Raw genomic sequence first — 20066 nt, forward strand, 5'->3', positions numbered from 1 at the left:
AGTTTACTTGGCGCGCAGCTTCTTGAGCCCGAACAAGGGGCGCAGCAACCGCACGCGGCGCACTCCCTCGAAGACCAACCAGCTCCCGACAAACGTCGCGGTGGCGGCGACTGCGAATTTTGGCCAAACGCCGATCGTGAGCGGCAGCATCGCGTATACGACCGCGACGGTGATCGTCTGGTGGATGATGTAGAACGGATACACGGCCTCATTGGCATAGCTGAGCCAAGGCCCGCCGCGGTGCACATGCGCGCGGGCGAACCCGAGCACGGCCAGGACCATGCCCAGCGTGAGCAGGCCCGTCGGCAGGTAGACGCCCCCGACCGCGGCGCCGAACAACGCCCGGGCGGCAGCGGGCCAGCCGTCCGTGAACCGGGTGCCAATCGCGGCATAGTAGGCGGTGGCGCACGCCAGGCCGACGAGCAGCAGCTCGAGACGGCGGCGCGTGACCAGATCCAGAAAGCGACGTTCGGAAGCGATCAGGAATCCGAGCAGGAAATAGATCAGGCCGTGGCAGAAGTTCGCCCAGTCGTTGAAGAGCGTCAGCGTGACGGGCCAGCGCGGCTCGAGAAACAGGCCTACACAGATCGCCGGGACACTCAGCAGATAGAGGAGCGGCGGCCATTGCTCGAGCCGGTTAACGAGGGTGTCAAGCAGGCGCCGGCCCGCATCACTGCGTAGGGCCGTGAACAACGGGATCCCGACGAGCGAATACACGAGAATGTAGGCGACGAACCACATGTGGTGGGGATGCGGCCCATACCTGAACAGTTGCGGGTAGAACTCGATGTAGGAGAGGTTCGAGCCGTGAGTCCGCCACACGATATAGCTCTGCGGCGGGAGCGTCACGAGCATCGCGAAAACGAACGGAATCAGCAGCCGGCGCAGCCGCTCGCCCGCGAACTGCCCCAGCGAGCGGCGGCGAAGCGAGAACGCGACGCCCGCCCCGGAGATCAGGAAGATCAGGGGCAGCCGCCAGCGATTGAAAAAGAGCATCACCGTCTCGAGCGCCTGACTGTGCTGCGGGTCGTTGATGGTCCATGGCCAGGAGACATAGGCCATCCCCGAGTGATAGAGGATCAGGAGTCCGAAGGCGCACACCCGCAGCCAGTCGAGCCCGTATTCGCGCTGCGACGTCGAGGCGTCACCCGGGCGTGGCGAGTCGTTCCGAGGCATGGCCGCTCGCCCAGTTCCCTCGGTTACGACCGCATCAACCGAAGATCCTCTGATCATAACCAGACTCGTAATACGCCCCTAACCGCCAAGACGAGTACGACTTGGCCGGTGGCGCCGGGACTCCACACTCGGCTAAAAACCTGCCGCGAACGGAATACCGCAGCCAAGCAACGTGCCCAGCACCTGTGGGCCGTCGCGCAGCCCCGAGTTGCGCCTTGCCGGGCCCAAGCCCGAACAAGGCCGACCGGGTTGAACTCAACCGCGTCAGGGAGACGTTCCTGCAGCGGCCTGGCATGGCCGCTCGGCCGGAAGCGAGGCCGGGCCTGCCAAGAATCCGCTGCCGACTTCGGCGCCGGGACGCCCCCCTCGAAGGCGCGTCAACGTGAATTCCGTGTGATCTACCGCTCGGAACGGAGCTTGCGCTAAATCCGTGCCCAGAACATCCGATTAGCGCGATTCCGCTATGCCCTGGCTTCCGCTTGCCGCCGCACATCCTGCAACCCTTGAGAAACTGCAGAAGATCCCGCCTGCCTTCTGGCTGAAGGTCGGCATCGCCGTTCTTGCGGTCGTGGCCGTGGTCGTGGCGGCGCGCATGTTCGCCAAGGCAAACAAGATCATTGTGGTGATCATCGCCGCGGTGGTGTTCACCTTGATCGGGTTCAACTGGATCTACGAGCGCAACGAGCCGGCTTGGGCCACGCCCATCGTCGCCAAACTCGCTGAGTTCTTCCCTTCGAAAACCACCCACCCCGGTAAGTAGCGGCCGGGCCGCCCAACCGGTCGCGAGGCACCGGGTTCTGGGTCCCGAGCTCACGGTTTGCGGGGGTCTGGCGTGCTCGGACAGCCGGGCTGGACCCACCCATCGCAACGGCCAGATGTCTGCCGGCGTGCTCCCCCCCTTGCCTCATTCCGCGTCTGCCGGTTGAGGCCGCCCCGCGTCTCCGATAACCGACCCCAAAGGCAGCGCCACCACTCGGCACCGAGGCGCCCCCCACGCCCGTCCAACAATGAGACCAAATGTGACATGGCGCCAAAAACGGGTTCGTTTTTGCCTCGATCCCCGTCTACATCATCCCGCTCCGCGCCCGCGCGCCACACGCTCTCAACTCTCATCCCTCAACTCTCAACTTGTCCGGGCTCTCCGCTCTCGACTCTCAGCTCTAGACTTTTCCCCATGCCCAAAACCCACTCTGACATCGGACTCATCGGCCTCGCGGTCATGGGTCAGAACCTCGCGCTCAATATCGCCGACCACGGTTTCCAGATCACGGTCTACAACCGCACGACGGAAAAGATGGAGAGGTTCGTCGCGGAAAACCCGAACACGCCCGGCGGCGTGATCGGCAAAGCAACGCTCGAGGAGTTCGTCCAGTCGCTCGCGAAGCCGCGCAAGATCGTCATCATGGTCCAGGCCGGCAAGGGCACCGACGCCGTCATCGACAGCCTGGTGCCGCTGCTCGAGCAAAACGACATCATCGTCGACGGCGGCAACGCGCAGTGGACCGACACGATCCGCCGCGAAAAAGCGCTCAAGGAAAAGGGCCTCCGCTTCATCGGCTCCGGCGTATCCGGCGGCGAGGAAGGCGCGCGCTTCGGCCCCGCACTGATGCCGGGTGGCGACCGCGCCGCCTACAAGGAGCTCGAGCCGGTCTGGAAAGCGATCGCCGCGAAGGTCGACGCGAAGACCGGCGCCCAGCTCTCCGGCGCGGCCCCCGGCAAGCCGATCGAAGGCGGCGTTCCGTGCACCGCCTACATCGGCGAGAACGGCGCCGGGCACTACGTGAAGATGTGCCACAACGGCATCGAATATGGCGACATGCAGATGATCTGTGAGGCCTACGCGCTGATGTCCGGATTGCTCGGACTGAAGGCCGCCGAGATGGGCGAGATCTTCTCTGAATGGAATCAGGGCATGCTGGGCAGCTTCCTGATCGAAATTACGGCCGACATTTTGAAGCAGAAGGATCCGGCGACGAAGCGGAAGGCGTTCGTCGACGTCGTCCTCGACACCGCCGGTCAGAAGGGCACGGGCAAGTGGACCTCGGTCAGTGCGCTCGACATGGGCGTCCCCGCCCCGACGATCGCCGAGTCGGTGTTCGCCCGCTGCATCTCCGCCATCAAGGACGAGCGCGTCGCCGCTTCGAAGATCCTGAAAGGCCCGGGCAAGAAATATCGCGGCTCGAAGAAAGCGCTGATCGCGGCGATCCACGACGCGCTCTACTGCTCCAAGATCTGCTCCTACGCGCAGGGCTTCCAGCTCATGCGCACCGCGCAGAAAGAGTACAATTGGAAGCTCAACTTCGGTGAAATCGCGCAGATCTGGCGCGGTGGTTGCATCATTCGCGCGGTGTTCCTCCAAAAGATCACCGAGGCGTATGCACGGAAGCCGGACCTCGCGAATCTGCTCCTCGACCCGTATTTCAACAAGACGGTGAAGAACGCGCAGGAGAACTGGCGCAAGGTCGTGTCGCTCGCCGCCGAGTGTGGCGTGCCCGCGCCGACGTTCGCGTCCGCGCTGGCCTATTACGACAGCTATCGTTCGGCCCGGCTGCCGGCGAACTTGCTGCAGGCGCAGCGCGACTATTTCGGCGCGCACACCTACGAGCGGGTCGACCAGCCGCGCGGGAAGTTCTTCCACGTCGACTGGCCCGAAAAGGGTCGCCCGCAGCTCGAGGTCTGAGCCACACCGGCAGTCTGCTTTCAGAGCTGTCTGTCTTCAGGTGGAGCCCGCCGATTTGGCGGGCTCATCTTTTGCTCATAAATCGGGCGGCAGCAGGTTCGTGATCGTGCCGGCCCACGCCAGCATGCTTTCGCGGTCGCTGAAATTGCGGCCGTCGTTCCAGCTGCTGCCTTCCGATACGGAGACGTCGCGGGCGAGATAGTGGCTGTGCGTCGAATCCGGCTGGCGGGTGAACGTCACCGTCCGCTGCGCCGCGCCATATACGCCCAACGCGCGCTCCCACTCGTCACCGACCAGCGTGACGAATGCGGCGTGACGTTCCGGCCCAGCGTCTCTGCTCGCGCCAGCCGACGCGTGCGTGGGAGCGCGGCCGTCCGGGCCGCTTCCAGCTGTGCTCCTTCGCGCTTTCGCCAAATCCGCGGGCGGATGCTCCAGTTCCGGCAGGACGAACCGCCGGGACCACATGACACGGGCGTCTCGTGCATGTCAGAAAACGGAATACGGCCGCTGCGCCTCTGCCCCAGTTTCGCGCTGGCGCTCTCTCCGGGTTTTTGTAAACAAAATACACCGCCGCGGCGCAGCCGCTCCGCCAGCTGCCCAAAACATCCGGCAATCGCTGTCGATCCGTGCGCCAGGTCCCGGTCGCCTATGTCCACCTCCGTGCCTCGCCTCGCTCGCAAACGGCCGTCGTGGCTGCCTGTGGCCGCACTCGCTCAGGACTTCCGCTTCGTCCTTCGCTCGCTGGCAAAATCCCCCGGCTACACGCTCGCGGTCGTCCTTACGCTCGCGCTCGGCATCGGCGCCGCCACGGCGATCTTCAGCGTGGCCGACCGCGCCTTGTTTCGACCCCTGCCCTACCCGGCCGCGGACGAACTGTTCGTCGTGGGCCGCACCACCCCGCGCCACGCCTTCATCCCCCATCTCCTACCGGTGCAGCTCGCCAGCTATCGCGAAAATGCCAAGTCCTTCCGCTCCCTCGCGGCCTTCGAGCACAGCTGGTCGAACGTCGTAGTGGGAAATGCACCCGCCGGAGGGATCACCGCCGGCATCTCGGCCGACTACTTCGACACGCTCGGTACGTTGCCGCTGCTCGGCCGCCTGTTCTTGCCCGGTGAGGACCAGCCCGGCGCCGGGCGCGTCATCGTGCTAAGTCACCGCTTCTGGCGGGACAAACTCGGTGCCGCTCCGACCGCGATCGGGCGGGTTGTGCTGGTGGGCGGCGAATCGTGCGAGGTTGTCGGCGTGTTGCCACCGGATTTCCGACCGCCGCTTGGTACGGCCGCAGACCTCTATCGCCCACTCGCGAGCGCCCCGAATCCCGCGGCGCCGTTTGCCGGAAAGGTGGTTTACGTTGTGGGTCGGCTGCAGCCCGGCGCCACCTCCGCGCAGGCCGCCGCGGAACTGGCCGGCATCCAGGTGCCGGTGAGCGGCTCGGCGGCCCGACAGCTCGCCGAACAGAAACCCAAACTGATGCCGCTGACCGAGTGGACTCATCAGCAGTCGCCCTTCGCGATGCACGGAGCGCTGCTCGCGGCCGTCGCATTCCTCTATGCGATCGCGTGCACCAACGCCACCAGCCTCATGCTCGCCCGCGTCCATGGCCGGCGCCGGGAGCTTAGCGTCCGGCTCGCGATCGGATGCAGCCGGAGCCAATTGCTTCGCTCGGTTCTCGCCGAGAACCTCGCTCTCGTGCTGCTCGGCGGCGCGGGCGGCGGCCTGGCCGCGATCTGGGGCCTGCCCGCGCTGGAAAGACTCGCTTCCAGCGCCGCAGCTGCCGACGGCGCAGTTTGGCAGCTGGATTGGCGGGCGCTCGCCTTCGCCGCCGCGCTATCGCTCGTCACGAGCGTGCTCGTTTCCCTGGCGCCCGGCTGGCAGGTGCTGCACGCCAACGTCTCCGAGGGGCTCAAGGACACCGCCCAGGCGTTGGGCGAAAGCCGGCGTCTTCGCCGCGTTCGCGGCGGCCTCGTGGTCGTCGAGGCGGCGCTGGCGATGGCGCTCCTGATCGGCGCCGGTTTGATGGTCCGCAGCGTCGTCCACCTCCAGCACATCGACCGAGGTCTCGACCTCACCAACAAGGTCTCGGTGTGGCTCAAGCTGCCGGACGGAAGCTACCGTTCCGCCGAGGCTCAACTCGAACTCACGCGGCGACTCGAGGAACAGTTGCGCACGATCCGGGGCGTGCAGACCGTCGCGGTGACCACCGGCGTCCCTCCCTTCAGCGGCGCGATATCGTGGCCGCTGGCCAAGCCGGATGGCTCGGCCTACCAGGCGAACGTGAATCCCGTCTCGCCAGGATTTCTACGCACGCTGGGCCTGGTGCTCGTTCGGGGCGAGTGGTTCGACGATGCTCGGCCGAGCGGAGAACGCGTGGTCGTGATCAACGAGGCGATGGCGCGCGGGTTCTTCGGTGCCGAGGATCCGCTCGGACGTTCGCTCGTCGTCATGCCAGGCCAACAAAAGCAAGCGCCGTGGCGGGTGGTCGGCGTGGTGGCCGACGTGCGGGGCCGCGTCCACGCTTCTCCCTCTCCGCAGCTCTACTATCCCTACTGGCAGATGCCGTCCACGTTTGCCGTTACCGTAGTCTTCGGGCTCGGCGGGCCGCGCGATACGGCCTTTGACGACGCCGTCCGGCGGGCGGTGTTCGTCGTCGATCCCCTGATCGCGACGTTGATGATCACGTCGCTCGACGAAGCGGCCAACAGCCAGCTGGCCCAGGAACGCTACGTCCTGCGGGTCATGCAGGTCTTGTCCGCCCTCGCGCTGGCGCTCGCCACGGCCGGGCTGTTCGCGGTGATGGCGTATGCCGTCGCGCAGCGGATGGGAGAGTTCGGTGTCCGGCTGGCACTCGGGGCGTTGCCATCGGACCTCTCGCGGCTGGTGCTGCGACGCGGGCTGGTGCTCGCCTCGATCGGGGTGCTCATCGGCTGCTCCACCGCGTGGGCCCTGACGCGTTTTCTCCAGAGCCTCCTTTACGAAACCAGTCCGCTCGATCCGCTCGTCTACGCTGCCGTCGCGCTGCTCCTGCTCGCCGCCGCCGCGCTCGGCTGCTGGCTCCCCGCTCGGCGTGCGGCCCGTGCGGATGTCGCGCGCCTGCTGCGCGCGGAATGAATTGGAAGGCGAGTGCCTCGCGCGCTCCGGCGAAGTTCAGCTCAACCGGCTTATTCGAACCGCCGCGCAACCTTCCAGCCAAGATAGACGCCGACCAAACTGCCGACGCTGCTGACGCAGAACATCACCCAGAACCCAGCGCCAAGCGCCTCGGCCAAAAACCAGCCCGCGTAACCTCCCACCACCGCGCCGCCGAGCGTGCATAGCTTGTTCATCGGCGCCGGTTCTAGCGCGAGCTGCAGGGCGTCACACGCCAAATCCGTGTTATCCGGTTTCGTGACCGGTCACCCTACCGACCTCAGCGGTGCCGCTGCATCGCCGCTCAGTATCCGACCGTGAATCGCCTCCGGCTGTGTCGCGGCCGCTCCAGCTCATCGATCAACGCGATCGCGTAGTCGGCGATGCTGATGGCGCTCTGGCCCTGCGCGTCCACCAGCAACGTATCGTCACCCAGGCGAAATTTCCCGGTGCGCGGACCGTCGTGCAGAAACGCCGAGGGAGAAAGGAAGGTCCAATCGACGTCTGTCTCCTTCCGCAACTCCTGCAGAAAATCCCGCGCGGCGAGCGCCTCCGCCTTGTAGTCCGCCGGAAACTCGGGCGTGTCGACGAGGCTTTCCCCCGGCGCCACCTCCAAGCTGCCCGCGCCTCCGACAACGAGCAGCCGCGGCACGGCCGAACGCTTGACGGCGGACAGCAGCGTCGACGCCTTCAGGTCGGTGAAATGCACCGCGCTCAACAACGCCTCGTGCCCGGCGGTCGCCGCGGCGAGCTGCTCCGGCTCGTTCGCATCGACACGCTGGGCGCGCAATCGCGGCTGCGCCGCCAATGCTTCCGGATGACGCGCGAGCCCGGTGACAGTGTGGCCGCGGGACAGCGCCTCGGCCAGGAGATGTGAGCCCACCCGTCCGGTGGCTCCGAGAATGGCGATTTTCATAAAGGAAGAGAGTGGTGCTTCAGGTTTCGGGCAAACGCGCCGCTACGACCGAGCCCTGCGCGCTCCGGCGTTCCGCGAGCGCGCGTTCGAGTTCGGCGATTCGTTCGCGCAGCGGCGCAGTCATCGCGGTGACTTCCTCGGCGGTGAATCGGGGGGTGATGTACTTCGGGCAGTTCCAATCGAACCCCACGACGTCGATCAGGAACACGCGCTCGACCACCGTTCGTGGCGGCACGGCGAGTTGCGGGATCCACTCGCCCGCCTCGGTCGCCGGTAACACCCGCGCGTGGCCGAGAATCTTCAACCGCTCGCGCGCCGCGTAGTCCATCAGGAAGAGCGCAACGCGCCGGTGCGCCTGCACGTTTCCCGTCGTGAGCAGCTGACGGTTCCCGTTGTAGTCGGCGAACGCGAGCTGCGCCGGTCCCACCACCCGCAAAAACCCCTTCGGTCCGCCGCGGTGCTGCACGTACGGCCAGCCATTCTCGCTCACGGTCGCGAGATAAAAACTGTCACGAGCGGCGATGAAGGCCTGCTCCTCGGAGCCGAGCGACTGCGTCACGGGTCCCGGCGCAGGAACACGGCTGGTCCCGTAGTAACGCGCCTGCGCGGCCTGAACCGTGGGCGTCGCCAGGGTGCGAAGAAATTCGCGGCGCATGGGTGGTGTCGATCGACGGGAGGTCTTGAACGCTGGGCGTGGTTTCGTCGCGGCTTCGGTTTATGGAAACCGGTTAGCCCGGAAATTTCATGAACAGAAATGAAGCCCAGTCCGAAGTTTCCGTCCGCCTGCGGCGGAGCGACCTTGTCGCGGCTAGAACGTGGTCACGTGCCAGCCATCGGCCACGTAGCGACGCAGGCTCGCGACGCCTTGGGAACCCGGCACCAGGTTGTCGGCGATCAGCGGAACGCCCACAGCCTCGAGTCCGGGGACCGCGTCATTCCGGACGGCACAACTGCGCGACGCGCCGCGGACGTGTTCGCGGAGCGCGCTGTAGCGCGTGTGCGCCGGATGGGTGGGTTTCGCGAGTTCCTGCGGCCAGCGCGTGCCGGTGCCGGCAAAGACGATCTCGAGCTCGTCGGCATTGCGCTGGCACTCGTCGGCGAACGCGAGCGCGTTGAGCAGGCGCGACGTCGCCTCGTCCGAGCCGGCCCGGGGATCACTGAGGATGATGATGGCGTTTTTCATGGCGCGCGTACTAGACCGATCTGTCTAACCGGACGCAAGCCGCAACTAGACCATTCTGTCTAATTGCTTGCTGGAGCCGTGCGATGCCGTAGCGTCTTTTCATGTCATCAACCGCTTCCCCGGCTCCAGCCAGCACGCCCAAACGCGATCGGCTGCTCGATGTCGCGAACCGGCTGTTCTACCGGCAGGGCTATCACGCGACCGGCATCGATACGATCCTGGCCGAGGCGGAGCTCGCGAAGATGACGCTCTATCATCACTTCGCCTCGAAGGAGGAGCTGATCGTTGCCGCGCTGGAGCGCCGCTCGCAGGCGATCGGCGGGGCACTGGCCGCCGCCATGCAGGCCGCCGGCTCATCGCCGCGCAAGCGGCTGCAGGCATTGTTCGACTGGCACGCCGAGTGGTTCGCCGACCGGCAGTTCAACGGCTGTGCCTTCATGCGCGCGGTCGGTGAGTATCCCGAGCTCAAATCGCCGGTGCATCAGGCCGTCCGGAAGCACAAGCAGGCGAGCCGCGCCCGGCTCGAGCAGCTGCTAAGCGAGATGAAGTTGCCCGGCGCCGCGGCGCTGGCGCAGCAGATTCAGCTGCTGCTGGAAGGCGCGATCGCGATCGCGCACACGGAGGGCGATCCCGCGAGCATCGAGGCGGCGCGCACCGCGGCCTTCGAGCTGATCAAGGCTGCCGAGCGCTGAGCCGCCGCTCACCGCCGCTTCGCTCGGCCCGTAAGAGCGGCTTTGCGCCGCGAGTCAGAGCTCGATCGATCCGACGCCGTCACTACGCGGCGATCCCATGCGGATCGCCGATCGGCCGCTCACCGTTCGCGACACAACGCCGCGAGCCGGTGAACACCTTCGCGAATTCGCTCGGGCGTGGAGTTGGAGAAATTCAGCCGCAGATAGTTCCTGCCGGCATCTCCGGGGAAGAAGTCGCGGCCGGGCACGAACGCCACCTTGCGCTGCACGGCTTTCTCCAGGAGCGCCAGCGCGTCGAGTTCCTTCGGTCCGGTGATCCACAGAAACATGCCGCCTTCCGGATGCGTCCAGGAAAAGCCTTTCGGCATCTCCTCGCGCAGCGCGGCATCCATCACGCCGAACCGCTCGCCGTAAGCCGCGCGGATCTTCGCCACGTGCGCCATCGGGTCGCCGCTGGTCAAATACACGTGCGCGACCCGCTGATCAAAGCTCGAGGTGTGCAGATCCGAGGCTTGTTTCAACATGAGCAGCTTCAGAAACACCTCGTGCGGCGCCACGACCCAGCCCGTCCGCAGCCCCGGCGCGATGATCTTCGAGAACGTGCTCGCGTAAAGCACCCGCCCCGCCGTGTCCCAGTGTTTCACCGGCGGCACGTCGCTGCCGCGGTAGCGCAGCTGACCGTAAGGGTCATCCTCAAGAATCGTCAGCCCGTGCTCGGCGGCGATCCGCGCTAGTTTTTCGCGGCGGTCGGCGGGCAGCGTCACGCCCGTCGGATTCTGGAAGTTGGGAATCGTGTAGAGGAACTTCGGCCGGTGCTGCGCGATCAGCGCCGGAATCTCCTCGGGAACGAGGCCGATCGCATCCGTCGGCACCGGCACGAATCGCGCCTCCATCGCCTGGAACGCCTGGATCGCCGCGAGGTAGGTCGGGTTTTCCGTCAACACCACATCACCCGGATCGAGGAACGCCTTGCCCGCGAGATCGAGCACCTGCTGCGAGCCCGTCGTGACCAGCACGTCCTGCGCGCTCGCCCGCACGCCGCGCCGCGCCATCTCCGTGGCGATCCACTCGCGCAGCGGACCGTAGCCTTCGCTCTCGCTGTATTGCAGCGCATTGCTGCCGCCGTCCGCGAGCACCGCCTGCGCCGCGCGACTCACCGCCTCGACCGGAAACAACTCCGGCGCGGGCAACCCACCCGCAAACGAGATCACCTCCGGCTGGGCGGTGACCTTCAGAATTTCGCGAATGGTCGACGGACGCAGCTGCTGCATCCGCCGCGCAAAGCGGCTGGGAGGATTGGACATGGCGGTCCAACGTGACACGCGCCAGCCATCAGGGCCAACTGATTCTGGGTGCACCGGAACCGCACGCGATCGACTGTGCCGGTGCCGGCTGACAAAGTGAGCCGGCCGCCAAACGTCTGCGAACATCCTTGCTGGGGACGCGACGCCCTCGTCGCGTGCGGTAGGGCGCGTTATCCTTAACGCGCCGTCACGACCGAACTGAAGGCGGCTTACGGATAAGCCGCCCTACCCTCCCAGCGGCTGCACCCGCTGACACAGCTGCAGCGGCACGCCCCACGGATCTCGCAGCATGAACAGGATCGAGCCATCGGGCAGGAGGTCCTGCGCTTCGAACGTCGCTCCGGCTTTCTGCAGTCGCGCGCGTTCCGCTCGCGCATCGGCCGCCACCACCGCGATATGAAAGCACAGCGGATGCGCCGCACGATAGTCGGGAATCGCTGCCGCCGGATTCGTGTAAAGCTCCACGATCACGCGGCCGGTTTCGTCCTTGAGGAAATGCGTGAACGGCGCATCCGCCCGGGACCGCGCGATGGCGAAACCCAGATGCTCGACATACCAGCCGGCCATCGCACGCACGTCCGGAACATTGAGGGCAAAATGCTCGAATTTCATGGGGAGAAGCGGACCCGAGTCTCGGTTGCTTGCCGGCAAAACACGATCGGAAACGTCCAGCGGCCGACACCGGCCGGTGCCGTTCAGCTGCGGCGCCCCGCCACGCCGTGAGCAGCCACGCCACGATCAGCGCAATCTCCACCGCGGCGTCAGCCAGATAGATCGGACCAATCACATCGCGGGCGACGAACACGATGTCCACGCAAGCGAGGACGCCCGCCTGCCCCGCAGCCAGCAATTTCCACTCGCTGGTCACCCGCGCGCGTCGCGTGACCCGGAGCAGCACGGCACCCGTCACCGCGAGCAGCGCGCCCACGGTTTGCACGAGCCACAGATCCGTCTTCGGGCCCGTCACGACGACGAAACTCGGCAGGTGCACGACGGGCCAGAGCCCGCTCACAAAATAGAAGAGCCCTTGCGCCGCGGCCAGTCGCCGGCTCCAGAGATCCGCCGCCGGGTTCACGCAACTGCCCGCTCCGTCCACTCACTCGGCACGTACCGTCCGCGCGGTGGCAATCCGCGGTGCGGAAAATCAGCGAGCAGCTGGTCGAGTTCGCGCAACCATGATTCGCCGCTCAGCGGCTGGCCGTGTCCGCTCGCGAGCACCGCGGGGTTCAGTTGCCGCAGCCGCAGCATCGAACGATACGCGGCCGGCCAGTCATGCGTGAAATACGCCGGCGGTGGCCGCACCTCCCGCGTCTGCCGCCAGACCGCCAGCGCCGACTCCTGCCGCGTGCTGATCACCGCGTCGCCCGAGATCAGCAGCCGGTCATGCGCGCGCCACAACGACACGTGCCCCGGCGAGTGCCCGGGCGTGGCGATCCATTCCCACTCGGGCAGCCCCGGCACGGCGCCGTGCTCCGGCAGCGCATGCACCGCCACTGGAAGCTTCGCCGGATGCCGCGGGTAGAGCGGTGAACTCAGCGTCATCACTCCGCCGCCGACGGAGGGATCAGCCGGCGCGTACGGCCGCTGTCCGTTGACGAACCGCAACTCGTTCGGATGCGCGAACACCGGCACCTGCCAGCGCTGCAGCAACCACGGCAGTCCGCCCACGTGGTCGAAATGTCCGTGCGTCAGCACGATCGCGCGCGGCGGCACGCCTGTGCCGAAGTGCCGCTCCGCCTCGCGCAGGATCCTCGGCCCGGCTCCGCGCAAGCCGCCATCCACGAGCATCCACACCCCGGGCTCGCTGCCGGACGCAACGAAGTAAACGTTCACCATGAGGGTGCGCAGTCCGGCGACGCCGCCGGCGACGTGAAAGGTGGGGGAAGGACGCATGAGAGTTCGCGCGGTCCGACCGGAGATCGGCGGCCGCGGGGGTTGCGCAAGATAATGCCGATCGCGGACGCGCCCCATCCGGCGGGTTCCGGCACCGCCCCGCCGGGGTGATGGCACTCCCCCACGCGGGAAATACCTGTCGGCGCTGTGGGATCGTCCGATGACGCATGGAGCAGCAACCCCACCGCGTCTTGCAGGCCCGCACCGCTACCGCGGCCGCGAGGCGCGGACTATGGTGGCCGTTCCCCGCAGCCTCTATGCGCGGCGCATTCCTCATCCATCATGGTCTGCCACGATCCAAAGCTCCTGCGTCGCATGCCGGCCGATACCTCGAAGCCGGCCGCCGCCAGGATGCTCCAACCGGCCACCCGCGCGTTCGAAGGCGAGATGCGCACGTGCAGCCGCTACGGGTTCCCAACGTGGAGCTGGGTCGATTCGGCCGCGTCTCGCGAGCGGCTGGTCAAAATCCGTTTCCTTTTTCAGCCGGCAGCGCCGCTCAGGGATGAGCTCGTGCGCGCTCCGCCGGTGCCCGAGAGGCATGCGCAGCAGGAGCAGATGACTGGTGCACGGAGGGCCGACGTCGACCGGCCGCTCGCGCGCTGAAGCTGAAAAATGAACCCGGCCACGCCCGGCGCAGCGGCTTTCTTGCGCCGGGCGTGGCCGGAAAGATTCGTCCGCTCTCCTGTTCCTTCCACTCCCACGCGTCGCTTACCTGTTCGCGATCTAGACGCTGGCTGTCTGGAGCGAACCAGCAGCAATCGGATTGTTTTCTACGGCGGGCTCCGGCTGTTGCGGGCCGTCGCGCCGGGCTTCTACTGCAGCGGCACCCAGATTTCCGTGCGCAGATCCGCCGGCGGCGTGCGGTCGGGCGAGTTGAGGTAAAGCTCGAACGCCGGTTGCTCGCGCAACTGCTCGCCGCTGCGCGGCAGCCAGTCGCGGAAGATCGCGTCGTAGGTCGTGATGAGCTGGTGGTAGGGTCCGGCGTGCAGGAACACCGCGTAGCGGCCGCCGGGGATCGTTTGCACGCTCACCTCGCGGGAGGGAACGAATTTCTCGTTCACCGTCAGGCAGGCATCATAGCGGATCCGGTCCTCGGCGGTGAGTTTCGGGTCGTCCCAGCCGATGCCGATCATGGCGGTAGTCGGGCCGAACAGCTGGTGCGCGGCCGCAAATCCGCAAATCCTGGCCCACGCCGCCCCGACGGCGGCGTAAGGACCCACATGCCGGACAAAAGCGACCCGGGTGTCGGGCCGCTCGCGAATTTCGGGAGCGATCATGGCGTTGGGTTGGCTGGGTTGCAGGCTCGCCGTGCGCACCTGCAGCGACAGCTGGTGCGTCTTGCGGCATTCCGTGGGCGCCATGCCGAAACGTTCCTCGAACGCGCGACTGAATCCCGCCGCGCTCTCGTAACCCGCATCGAGCGCAATGTCGGTCACGCTCCGTTGCGTGGTCTGCAGCTGCACCGCGGCGGTTTCGAGCCGGATGCGCTGTACGTAGCGCCCCACCGGCTCGCCCACATACGCGCGAAAAATCCGGTGGAAGTGAAACGGCGACAGACACGCGACGGCGGCGAGATCGTCCAGGCACAGCGGTGCAGCGCGATGCTGATCGATGTGCAGCAGCACGCGCCGAAGGCGCTCCTGGTAATCTTGCTCGGTGGCGGGACGAACGCTTGTCATGACGCCACCGAGTGTGCCAGATCGCTGACCCCGATTGCATTGCAGATCTTGCGGACTTGTCGCGCGCAAGCCGCCCGCCCGTTCAGCGCCAGACCCGGAAGCCCACCAGCAGCAGCCGCGGGGTGCCCACGCTGACCAGCCCGCTCGCCGCCCGGCCCGTCTCCACCCGGTGATCGAAAAGATTCTCGGCCGAAGCAAACACCTCGGCGCTGCGGCTCAACGTTGCGCTTACCGCCACGTCGATCACCGTCGCCGCCGCAAGCGGCAGGCGATTGTTGTCGTCCTCGAACTGCTGCCCCATCCAGCGCACCCGCGGCGACAGCGTCCACCGCCCGCGCCGCCAGCTCACGCCCGCGGTCGCGCTTTGCTCCGGCACTTGCGCGAGCCGGCGACCGATCAGCCATGGCGCGACGCCGGCGCGCGTCACGCGCGCATCGTTGAAAAGATACTCAGCCTCGAAACGCAGCGCGTCAGTGAACGTCCATGCCGCTTCAAGCGTCACGCCACGCACCCGCGTGCGGTCGAGATTGTGTTTCCGCCGCGCCTCGCCGCCCGCCGGCACAAAGCCGATGCCCGGCAGCGTGACCGGACCGCTCGCGATCGTGACGTTGGCGACGGAATCGCGCAGCTCGTTCCAGAATCCGGTCACGCCGAGTGTGAGCCTGCCTCGATTGACGGGCGGAATCTCCTGGTCCCGCCGGTCCGTCGATCGCGGCGCGGTCGGGAGAGCGCGCCCTGCCGTCACCGTCGCGCCGATTTCGCCGCTCGTCACGTTCTCGGTCCTCAGCGCGGGATTCCCGTCGGTGATCACGTTGCCTACGCGAAACGCGCGATAGAGCTCGTTCAACGTCGGCCGGCGAAACGCCTGTTGCACGCTCGCATGCAGCCGCACCGCCCGCGTCCCCCGCCCCGCCAAAGAGTAACCTAATGGGTTACTTTCTCCCAGGTGCGGTGGCATAAAAGAGTAACCCATTAGGTTACTCTTTGGCGTCCAGGCCACGCCGGCGCTGGGACTCAGCTCGAGGCCGTCGCGGCGGCCGAAGGCCACGTCGCCGGCCGGCTCGCCACGCAAGAAATCCCGGCGATGCCCGTCAGTCTCGAGCCAGCCGTCGGCGCGCAGCCCGAGTGAGGCGCGCACGTCCGGAGCGAGCGCGCGGCGATGCAGCACGAACGCGCCCGCCATCGATTGCCGGCCGCCCGCAAACCGCCGCCGCGTAAAGGCGCCGTCGACATACGCGGAGTCTTCGCGCGTTTCGCCGCGCACATCGCGGAAATCAAAACCGAACACCGTGCGGGCCTCGTCGCTGGCGCGTCCGCCGCGTGCACCGACTTCGCTGGCACCCGCCGCGGCGGCGCCGTGGTCCGGCGAATTCGTTCCCGCGAACCCCACGGGCGGGACGCCCGTGCCACGGCTCATGCCCGCTTGCGCCAATCCTACGGGCGGGACGCCCGTGCCACGTCCGCGATTCGCCCCGCCGAGTTCGTCGCCACGGTCGTTCCATCGCGCCGCCGAGTCGTGCGCCCATTCGCCCACCCACGCGAGCCCCACGGTGTCCGCCGGCACGGCGAACTGGTGACTCGCCGGCGTTTCCGCTGTGCGCGTGGCATTCACCGCGCTGAACGTGCTCGTGAAATCCTGCTGCTGCCCATACGCGGTCGCGTTCCACTGAAACCGCGTGCTCGGCTGACCCGCCAGCGCGAGCGACGCGAACGTCTCGTCCGACGTGTTGCGCGTGTAAGGCGTGCCGTTGCCGCGGCTCTCGGCAAACCGCCGCACGGTGAGCGTGGCGGTCACGCCGTCGCCCACTGGCTGGCGCCAGCGCATCGTCGCCCAGCGCGCGCGGCTGCTCGCCGGCACGTCGATCGGGCCGCGCTGTTCTTCAGCCACCGTTTCGTAGCCATCGGTCGAGAGCATCCGGCCGAGCAGCTGCAGCGTGCCCGCACCGACCGGTTCGGTGAACTGCGCCTCGAGATCCAGCGTTTGGTAGCTGCCCGCGCGCGCAGCGAACCGCTGCCGCGAACCGACCGCCGGCTCCGTGAACAACTGGATCACCCCGCCCAACGCAGCGTTGCCCCACGCCGTGCCGCCAGCGCCAGGAACGATTTCGATCCGCGCAAGCGACTCGCGCGGCACCTTGCTCCACAGCACCCAGCCGCCGAACGGATCGATCAGCGGCACGCCATCGAGCAGAATCAACGACCGGCTCGCGCCGCTGGGTCCCAGTCCGCGCAGCGACACGCCTTGCGTGCTGGGATTCGCCACCAGACTGTCGCTGCGGCGAAACAGGCTGAATCCCGGCATCTCGCGCAGCAGTCCGTCGACCGTCACATTCGGAGAGCCGCGCACCGCCTCGCTGGTGAACGTCTCGTTCGAAAACGGCATGAGCTCCGCGGCTTCCGCGGTGCGGTTCGCGGTGACGAACAGCGGCGACAACGCCACCGGCTCAGATTCGGCCGCCCCGGCAAACGCCAAACTGCCCGCCATCGCGCTGGCCGTGAGCAGGGCGGCGGCCGCGAAACGGCGAAAAAGGGGTGGTCGAGGCATGGAGCTGGCTTAACGATTGGCGCGGAGAATGGATGCGTCGAGCGCCGCCCAGCTATTTGAGGTCGGCTTCGTGCAGGGCGTTGTTGATCGCCATGCCGGCCTCCGCGCCTTCCGCCGCGGCCACGATCGCCAGGTGCACGCCACCGCGCACGTTCCCCGCAACGTAGAGGCCGGGCACCTGCGTGGCGGCGTGGCCCGTGCAGCGCACGGATCCCGTGTCGTCCAGATCGCAGCCGAGCTCCTCCGCCAGCGGCGACTTTTGCAGGCAATCGCTGGAGAAAAAAATCGCGCCGCAGCTCAGCTCCGGATGGCCCTCGAACACGATGCTCGCGATCACGCCGCCGGTGCCGCCGCGCGCGCCGACGACGGGCGCCTCGATCACGCGCACGCCGTTCAGCGCCAGCTTCCGCAGTTGCGCGGGAGTGAGTCCGCTGGGGCCGTCGGTGCAGAGGACTACGTCACGGCTCCACACCCGCAGATCGAGCGCAAGATCGTGGCCCGTTTCGCCCGAGCTGTAGGCCACCAGCGTCTCGTCGCGATGTTCCCATCCGTCGCAATATGGGCAATGAAACACCCCGAGCCCGTAGTATTCGCGGAAGCCCGGCTTCTCCGGCACCAGGTCGATCCGCCCAGTGGCGAGCAAAAGGATCCGCGCGGCAACCGTGCTGCCGTCGGCGAGCGTGAGGTCGAACCGGTTCTCGCCGCGCCGAGCCGCCACGACCGCCGTGTTTTGCCGGAGCTGCACGCTCGGGTACGGCTCCAGCTCGGCCCGGCCGAGTGCGCGCAACTCCAACGGCGGCGTGCCGTCGCGCGACAGAAACCCATGCAGCGCGCGCGAAGCCCCGTTGCGGGGTTTGCCGGAGTCGATCACCACGACGTCGCGCCGGCATCGGCCCAGGATCAGCGCGGCGTTCAACCCCGCCGGCCCCGCCCCGACGATGCACACGTCGTGTAGCTCGCCTGAGTCAGTCGCCACGATGTCCCCCGGTGATCGCGGCGCAGCGGTGGACCGCTCGCGTTGTTGGCATCGCAGCATCGTGCTTTCGGACAGGACAAGGCATGGCCGCGACGGACAGGGCGGTTGCGACGAAGTTCGCCAAACTCACTGCCGCATCGGAACCTGCCCGATGCCGGTGGTCTATGACCGGCCGCCCAGCTTCGCGTCCCCGATTTCGCGGCCGGGCGGCTTCCCATGGACGCCATTATCATCGTTGACCTGCAGCAGGATCTGCCGGTGCCGCCCGAGCTCGTGCGCCGTATCGAGGCGCGTTCCCGCGAGTTTCCGCGGCGGGTCTTCACCAAGTTCATCAACGAGCCCGGTTCGCTTTTCCGCACCAAGCTCGGTCGCAACTCGTGCCTGCCGGGTACCCCCGGCGCCGAGCTCACGCTGCCGACCACCGACGCGGACCTCGTGCTGGAGAAGCCAGGCTACGGACTCGGGCCGATGCAGATCGCGCAGATCCGGGCGGCGGGCATTCAAAAAGCATTGGTCTGCGGCGTGGACACCGACGCCTGCGTGCTGGGCGTGGTCTTCTCGCTGTTCGACGCCGGGATTGATTGCGAAGTCGATCGCGAACTCTGCTGGAGTTCCAGCGGGTTGCACGAGGCCGCGTTGAAGATCGTCCAGGAGCAATTCGGCACCGGTTGACCGAATCGTCCGGCCACAAGCGCCTGAACCAGCCCCCCCTCCGCCCGTCCGTTCCGACGGCGGGCCCGCCGGAGGACGCAGAAAAATTTGCGATGGTTGGATCACCTCCTTAGCTGCATGAACCTGCCGATGGCTTCCTTGCTTCCCACATCGGTCCTTTGTATCGGCGCCGACGCTGCCGGCGCGGACCTGCTCGCCGTGACGACGCGGCGGCTGGCCGACGGCGTGGCGGTGCGATCGTACGCCCGCCTGGCCGACGTGCCGCCGGACGCGGCGGTGGACGGGGCCGGGCTGCTGGCGTTGTGCGATCCCGATGCCGCGACGCTGCGGGAAGCACTGGCCGCGAAAGACCACGCCGCGCTGCCGCGCTGGGCGGTGCTGGTGCTCGGCGCGATGCCGGACACCGAGACGGACGGCACTTTGGCCGTGGCGCGGGAAGAGTGGGCGCCCGCCGTGCTCGCGCACGCCATGCGCGGCGCGCTCGCGTTGCACCGCTGCCGGCGCGAACACGCGCAGCTCTGCGGCGACGTGGCCACGTTTGGCAGCCGGATCGCGCACGATCTCCGCACGCCGCTCGGCGGCGTGATGACGACCACGGAGATGCTGCACGAGATCCTGATGGAATCGGATCCCGACAACGCCGCGCTCACCCAGCCGATTCTGGATTCCGCCGACGGGCTGGTGAAACTGATCGAGCGGATGAGCTTTCTCGCCAAGGCGATCGCCTCCCGCGAACCGCCGCAGCGCGTCGACATGGGCGTGCCGTTCTGGAACGCGTTCCAGCAGTTGGAAAGCCGGTTGCTCGCCACCCACACCCCGCTGACCTATCCGCAGGAATGGCCGGCCGTGCACGGTCACTCGACGTGGCTGCAGGTCGTCTGGCGCGAGTTGATCGCGAATGCCGTCCAGCACGGCAGCCCCGGCGCGCCGATCGAAGCCGGTTGGAATCCGGTCGCAGGGGGTTTTCGCTTCTGGGTGCAGGATCACGGACGGGTGGCACCCAGCCTGCGGCCCGTACTCTTCATGCCTTTCCATCGGCTGAATGAACCTGGCGCGCCGCGCGGGCTGGGTCTTGCCATCGTGCAACGCTTGATCGCCGCCGAGGGCGGGACCTGCAGTTACGAACCGACGCGCGACGGCGAGTCGTGCTTCACCTTCACTCTTCCGGCAGCTTCACCTTCCGATTCCGTCTCTTCGTCTACAACCACCCTGGGCTGAACCGAA

At 67.2% G+C, this 20066-nt stretch carries 19 protein-coding genes; 7 read left to right on the forward strand and 12 right to left on the reverse strand.

Going from position 1 to position 20066, the window contains the following annotated elements; genetic code table 11:
• Positions 1 to 3: 3 nt before the first annotated feature.
• Positions 4 to 1176 (reverse strand): acyltransferase, encoded by a 1173-nt coding sequence (locus OTER_RS03825; protein WP_012373583.1) that lies wholly within the window; start codon positions 1174 to 1176, stop codon positions 4 to 6.
• 463 nt (positions 1177 to 1639) lie between these two features.
• Here OTER_RS03825 and OTER_RS03830 point away from each other — a divergent pair, with 463 nt between their 5' ends.
• Both OTER_RS03830 and gndA read left to right on the forward strand, forming a co-directional pair.
• Entirely contained in the window at positions 1640 to 1936 is a 297-nt protein-coding gene (locus OTER_RS03830) for a hypothetical protein (protein WP_012373584.1), read from the forward strand.
• A 414-nt stretch (positions 1937 to 2350) separates the two neighbouring features.
• Positions 2351 to 3856, forward strand: coding sequence for an NADP-dependent phosphogluconate dehydrogenase (gene gndA / locus OTER_RS03835; RefSeq protein WP_012373585.1), 1506 nt, complete (start codon positions 2351 to 2353; stop codon positions 3854 to 3856).
• Between the two features lie 75 nt (positions 3857 to 3931).
• Here gndA and OTER_RS25660 read toward each other — a convergent pair whose 3' ends face one another.
• On the reverse strand, positions 3932 to 4321 hold the full coding sequence (locus tag OTER_RS25660) for a hypothetical protein (RefSeq protein ID WP_012373586.1): 390 nt from the start codon (positions 4319 to 4321) through the stop codon (positions 3932 to 3934).
• A gap of 195 nt (positions 4322 to 4516) precedes the next feature.
• Here OTER_RS25660 and OTER_RS03845 point away from each other — a divergent pair, with 195 nt between their 5' ends.
• Entirely contained in the window at positions 4517 to 6964 is a 2448-nt protein-coding gene (locus tag OTER_RS03845) for an ADOP family duplicated permease (RefSeq protein WP_158305352.1), read from the forward strand.
• Positions 6965 to 7014: 50 nt separating this feature from the next.
• On the opposite strand, the gene OTER_RS26090 is transcribed toward OTER_RS03845, so the two are convergent.
• The 4 genes from OTER_RS26090 to OTER_RS03860 all read right to left on the reverse strand — a co-directional run bounded on the left by OTER_RS26090 (position 7015) and on the right by OTER_RS03860 (position 9081).
• Positions 7015 to 7179, reverse strand: coding sequence for a hypothetical protein (locus tag OTER_RS26090; protein ID WP_012373588.1), 165 nt, complete (start codon positions 7177 to 7179; stop codon positions 7015 to 7017).
• A gap of 107 nt (positions 7180 to 7286) precedes the next feature.
• Positions 7287 to 7898 carry an NAD(P)-dependent oxidoreductase gene (locus OTER_RS03850; RefSeq protein ID WP_012373589.1) on the reverse strand — a complete coding sequence of 204 codons (612 nt, stop codon included), beginning with the start codon at positions 7896 to 7898 and terminating at the stop codon, positions 7287 to 7289.
• A gap of 19 nt (positions 7899 to 7917) precedes the next feature.
• On the reverse strand, positions 7918 to 8553 hold the full coding sequence (locus tag OTER_RS03855; RefSeq protein WP_012373590.1) for a pyridoxamine 5'-phosphate oxidase family protein: 636 nt from the start codon (positions 8551 to 8553) through the stop codon (positions 7918 to 7920).
• 153 nt (positions 8554 to 8706) lie between these two features.
• On the reverse strand, positions 8707 to 9081 hold the full coding sequence (locus OTER_RS03860) for a hypothetical protein (protein ID WP_012373591.1): 375 nt from the start codon (positions 9079 to 9081) through the stop codon (positions 8707 to 8709).
• 101 nt (positions 9082 to 9182) lie between these two features.
• Here OTER_RS03860 and OTER_RS03865 point away from each other — a divergent pair, with 101 nt between their 5' ends.
• Positions 9183 to 9773: a TetR/AcrR family transcriptional regulator gene (locus tag OTER_RS03865; RefSeq protein WP_012373592.1), complete on the forward strand. Its 591-nt coding sequence runs from the start codon at positions 9183 to 9185 to the stop codon at positions 9771 to 9773.
• Between the two features lie 119 nt (positions 9774 to 9892).
• Here the strand turns inward: OTER_RS03865 and OTER_RS03870 are convergent, their stop codons facing one another.
• The 3 genes from OTER_RS03870 to OTER_RS03880 all read right to left on the reverse strand — a co-directional run bounded on the left by OTER_RS03870 (position 9893) and on the right by OTER_RS03880 (position 12970).
• The gene (locus tag OTER_RS03870; RefSeq protein ID WP_425496015.1) at positions 9893 to 11131 is read right to left on the reverse strand and encodes an aminotransferase-like domain-containing protein; all 1239 of its coding nucleotides are present in this window, start codon (positions 11129 to 11131) and stop codon (positions 9893 to 9895) included.
• 171 nt (positions 11132 to 11302) lie between these two features.
• Positions 11303 to 11689, reverse strand: a complete 387-nt coding sequence (locus OTER_RS03875) for a VOC family protein (protein WP_012373594.1) — start codon at positions 11687 to 11689, stop codon at positions 11303 to 11305.
• Between the two features lie 459 nt (positions 11690 to 12148).
• On the reverse strand, positions 12149 to 12970 hold the full coding sequence (locus tag OTER_RS03880) for an MBL fold metallo-hydrolase (protein ID WP_012373595.1): 822 nt from the start codon (positions 12968 to 12970) through the stop codon (positions 12149 to 12151).
• Between the two features lie 315 nt (positions 12971 to 13285).
• Here OTER_RS03880 and OTER_RS03885 point away from each other — a divergent pair, with 315 nt between their 5' ends.
• Positions 13286 to 13573 (forward strand): hypothetical protein, encoded by a 288-nt coding sequence (locus tag OTER_RS03885; protein ID WP_148217997.1) that lies wholly within the window; start codon positions 13286 to 13288, stop codon positions 13571 to 13573.
• 209 nt (positions 13574 to 13782) lie between these two features.
• Here the strand turns inward: OTER_RS03885 and OTER_RS03890 are convergent, their stop codons facing one another.
• The 3 genes from OTER_RS03890 to OTER_RS03905 form a co-directional block, all read right to left on the reverse strand.
• On the reverse strand, positions 13783 to 14649 hold the full coding sequence (locus OTER_RS03890) for an AraC family transcriptional regulator (RefSeq protein ID WP_012373597.1): 867 nt from the start codon (positions 14647 to 14649) through the stop codon (positions 13783 to 13785).
• An 82-nt stretch (positions 14650 to 14731) separates the two neighbouring features.
• Complete coding sequence (locus tag OTER_RS23630) at positions 14732 to 17194, reverse strand: TonB-dependent receptor (RefSeq protein ID WP_052300289.1); 2463 nt, start codon at positions 17192 to 17194, stop codon at positions 14732 to 14734.
• A gap of 52 nt (positions 17195 to 17246) precedes the next feature.
• Positions 17247 to 18170 carry an NAD(P)/FAD-dependent oxidoreductase gene (locus tag OTER_RS03905; protein ID WP_044892119.1) on the reverse strand — a complete coding sequence of 308 codons (924 nt, stop codon included), beginning with the start codon at positions 18168 to 18170 and terminating at the stop codon, positions 17247 to 17249.
• 216 nt (positions 18171 to 18386) lie between these two features.
• Here OTER_RS03905 and OTER_RS23635 point away from each other — a divergent pair, with 216 nt between their 5' ends.
• Both OTER_RS23635 and OTER_RS03915 read left to right on the forward strand, forming a co-directional pair.
• Positions 18387 to 18842 carry a cysteine hydrolase family protein gene (locus tag OTER_RS23635; RefSeq protein WP_012373600.1) on the forward strand — a complete coding sequence of 152 codons (456 nt, stop codon included), beginning with the start codon at positions 18387 to 18389 and terminating at the stop codon, positions 18840 to 18842.
• A 129-nt stretch (positions 18843 to 18971) separates the two neighbouring features.
• Positions 18972 to 20060, forward strand: a complete 1089-nt coding sequence (locus OTER_RS03915; RefSeq protein ID WP_237702436.1) for a sensor histidine kinase — start codon at positions 18972 to 18974, stop codon at positions 20058 to 20060.
• Positions 20061 to 20066 lie beyond the last annotated feature (6 nt).

It is taken from the genome of Opitutus terrae PB90-1, assembly GCF_000019965.1.
Classification (GTDB): domain Bacteria; phylum Verrucomicrobiota; class Verrucomicrobiia; order Opitutales; family Opitutaceae; genus Opitutus; species Opitutus terrae.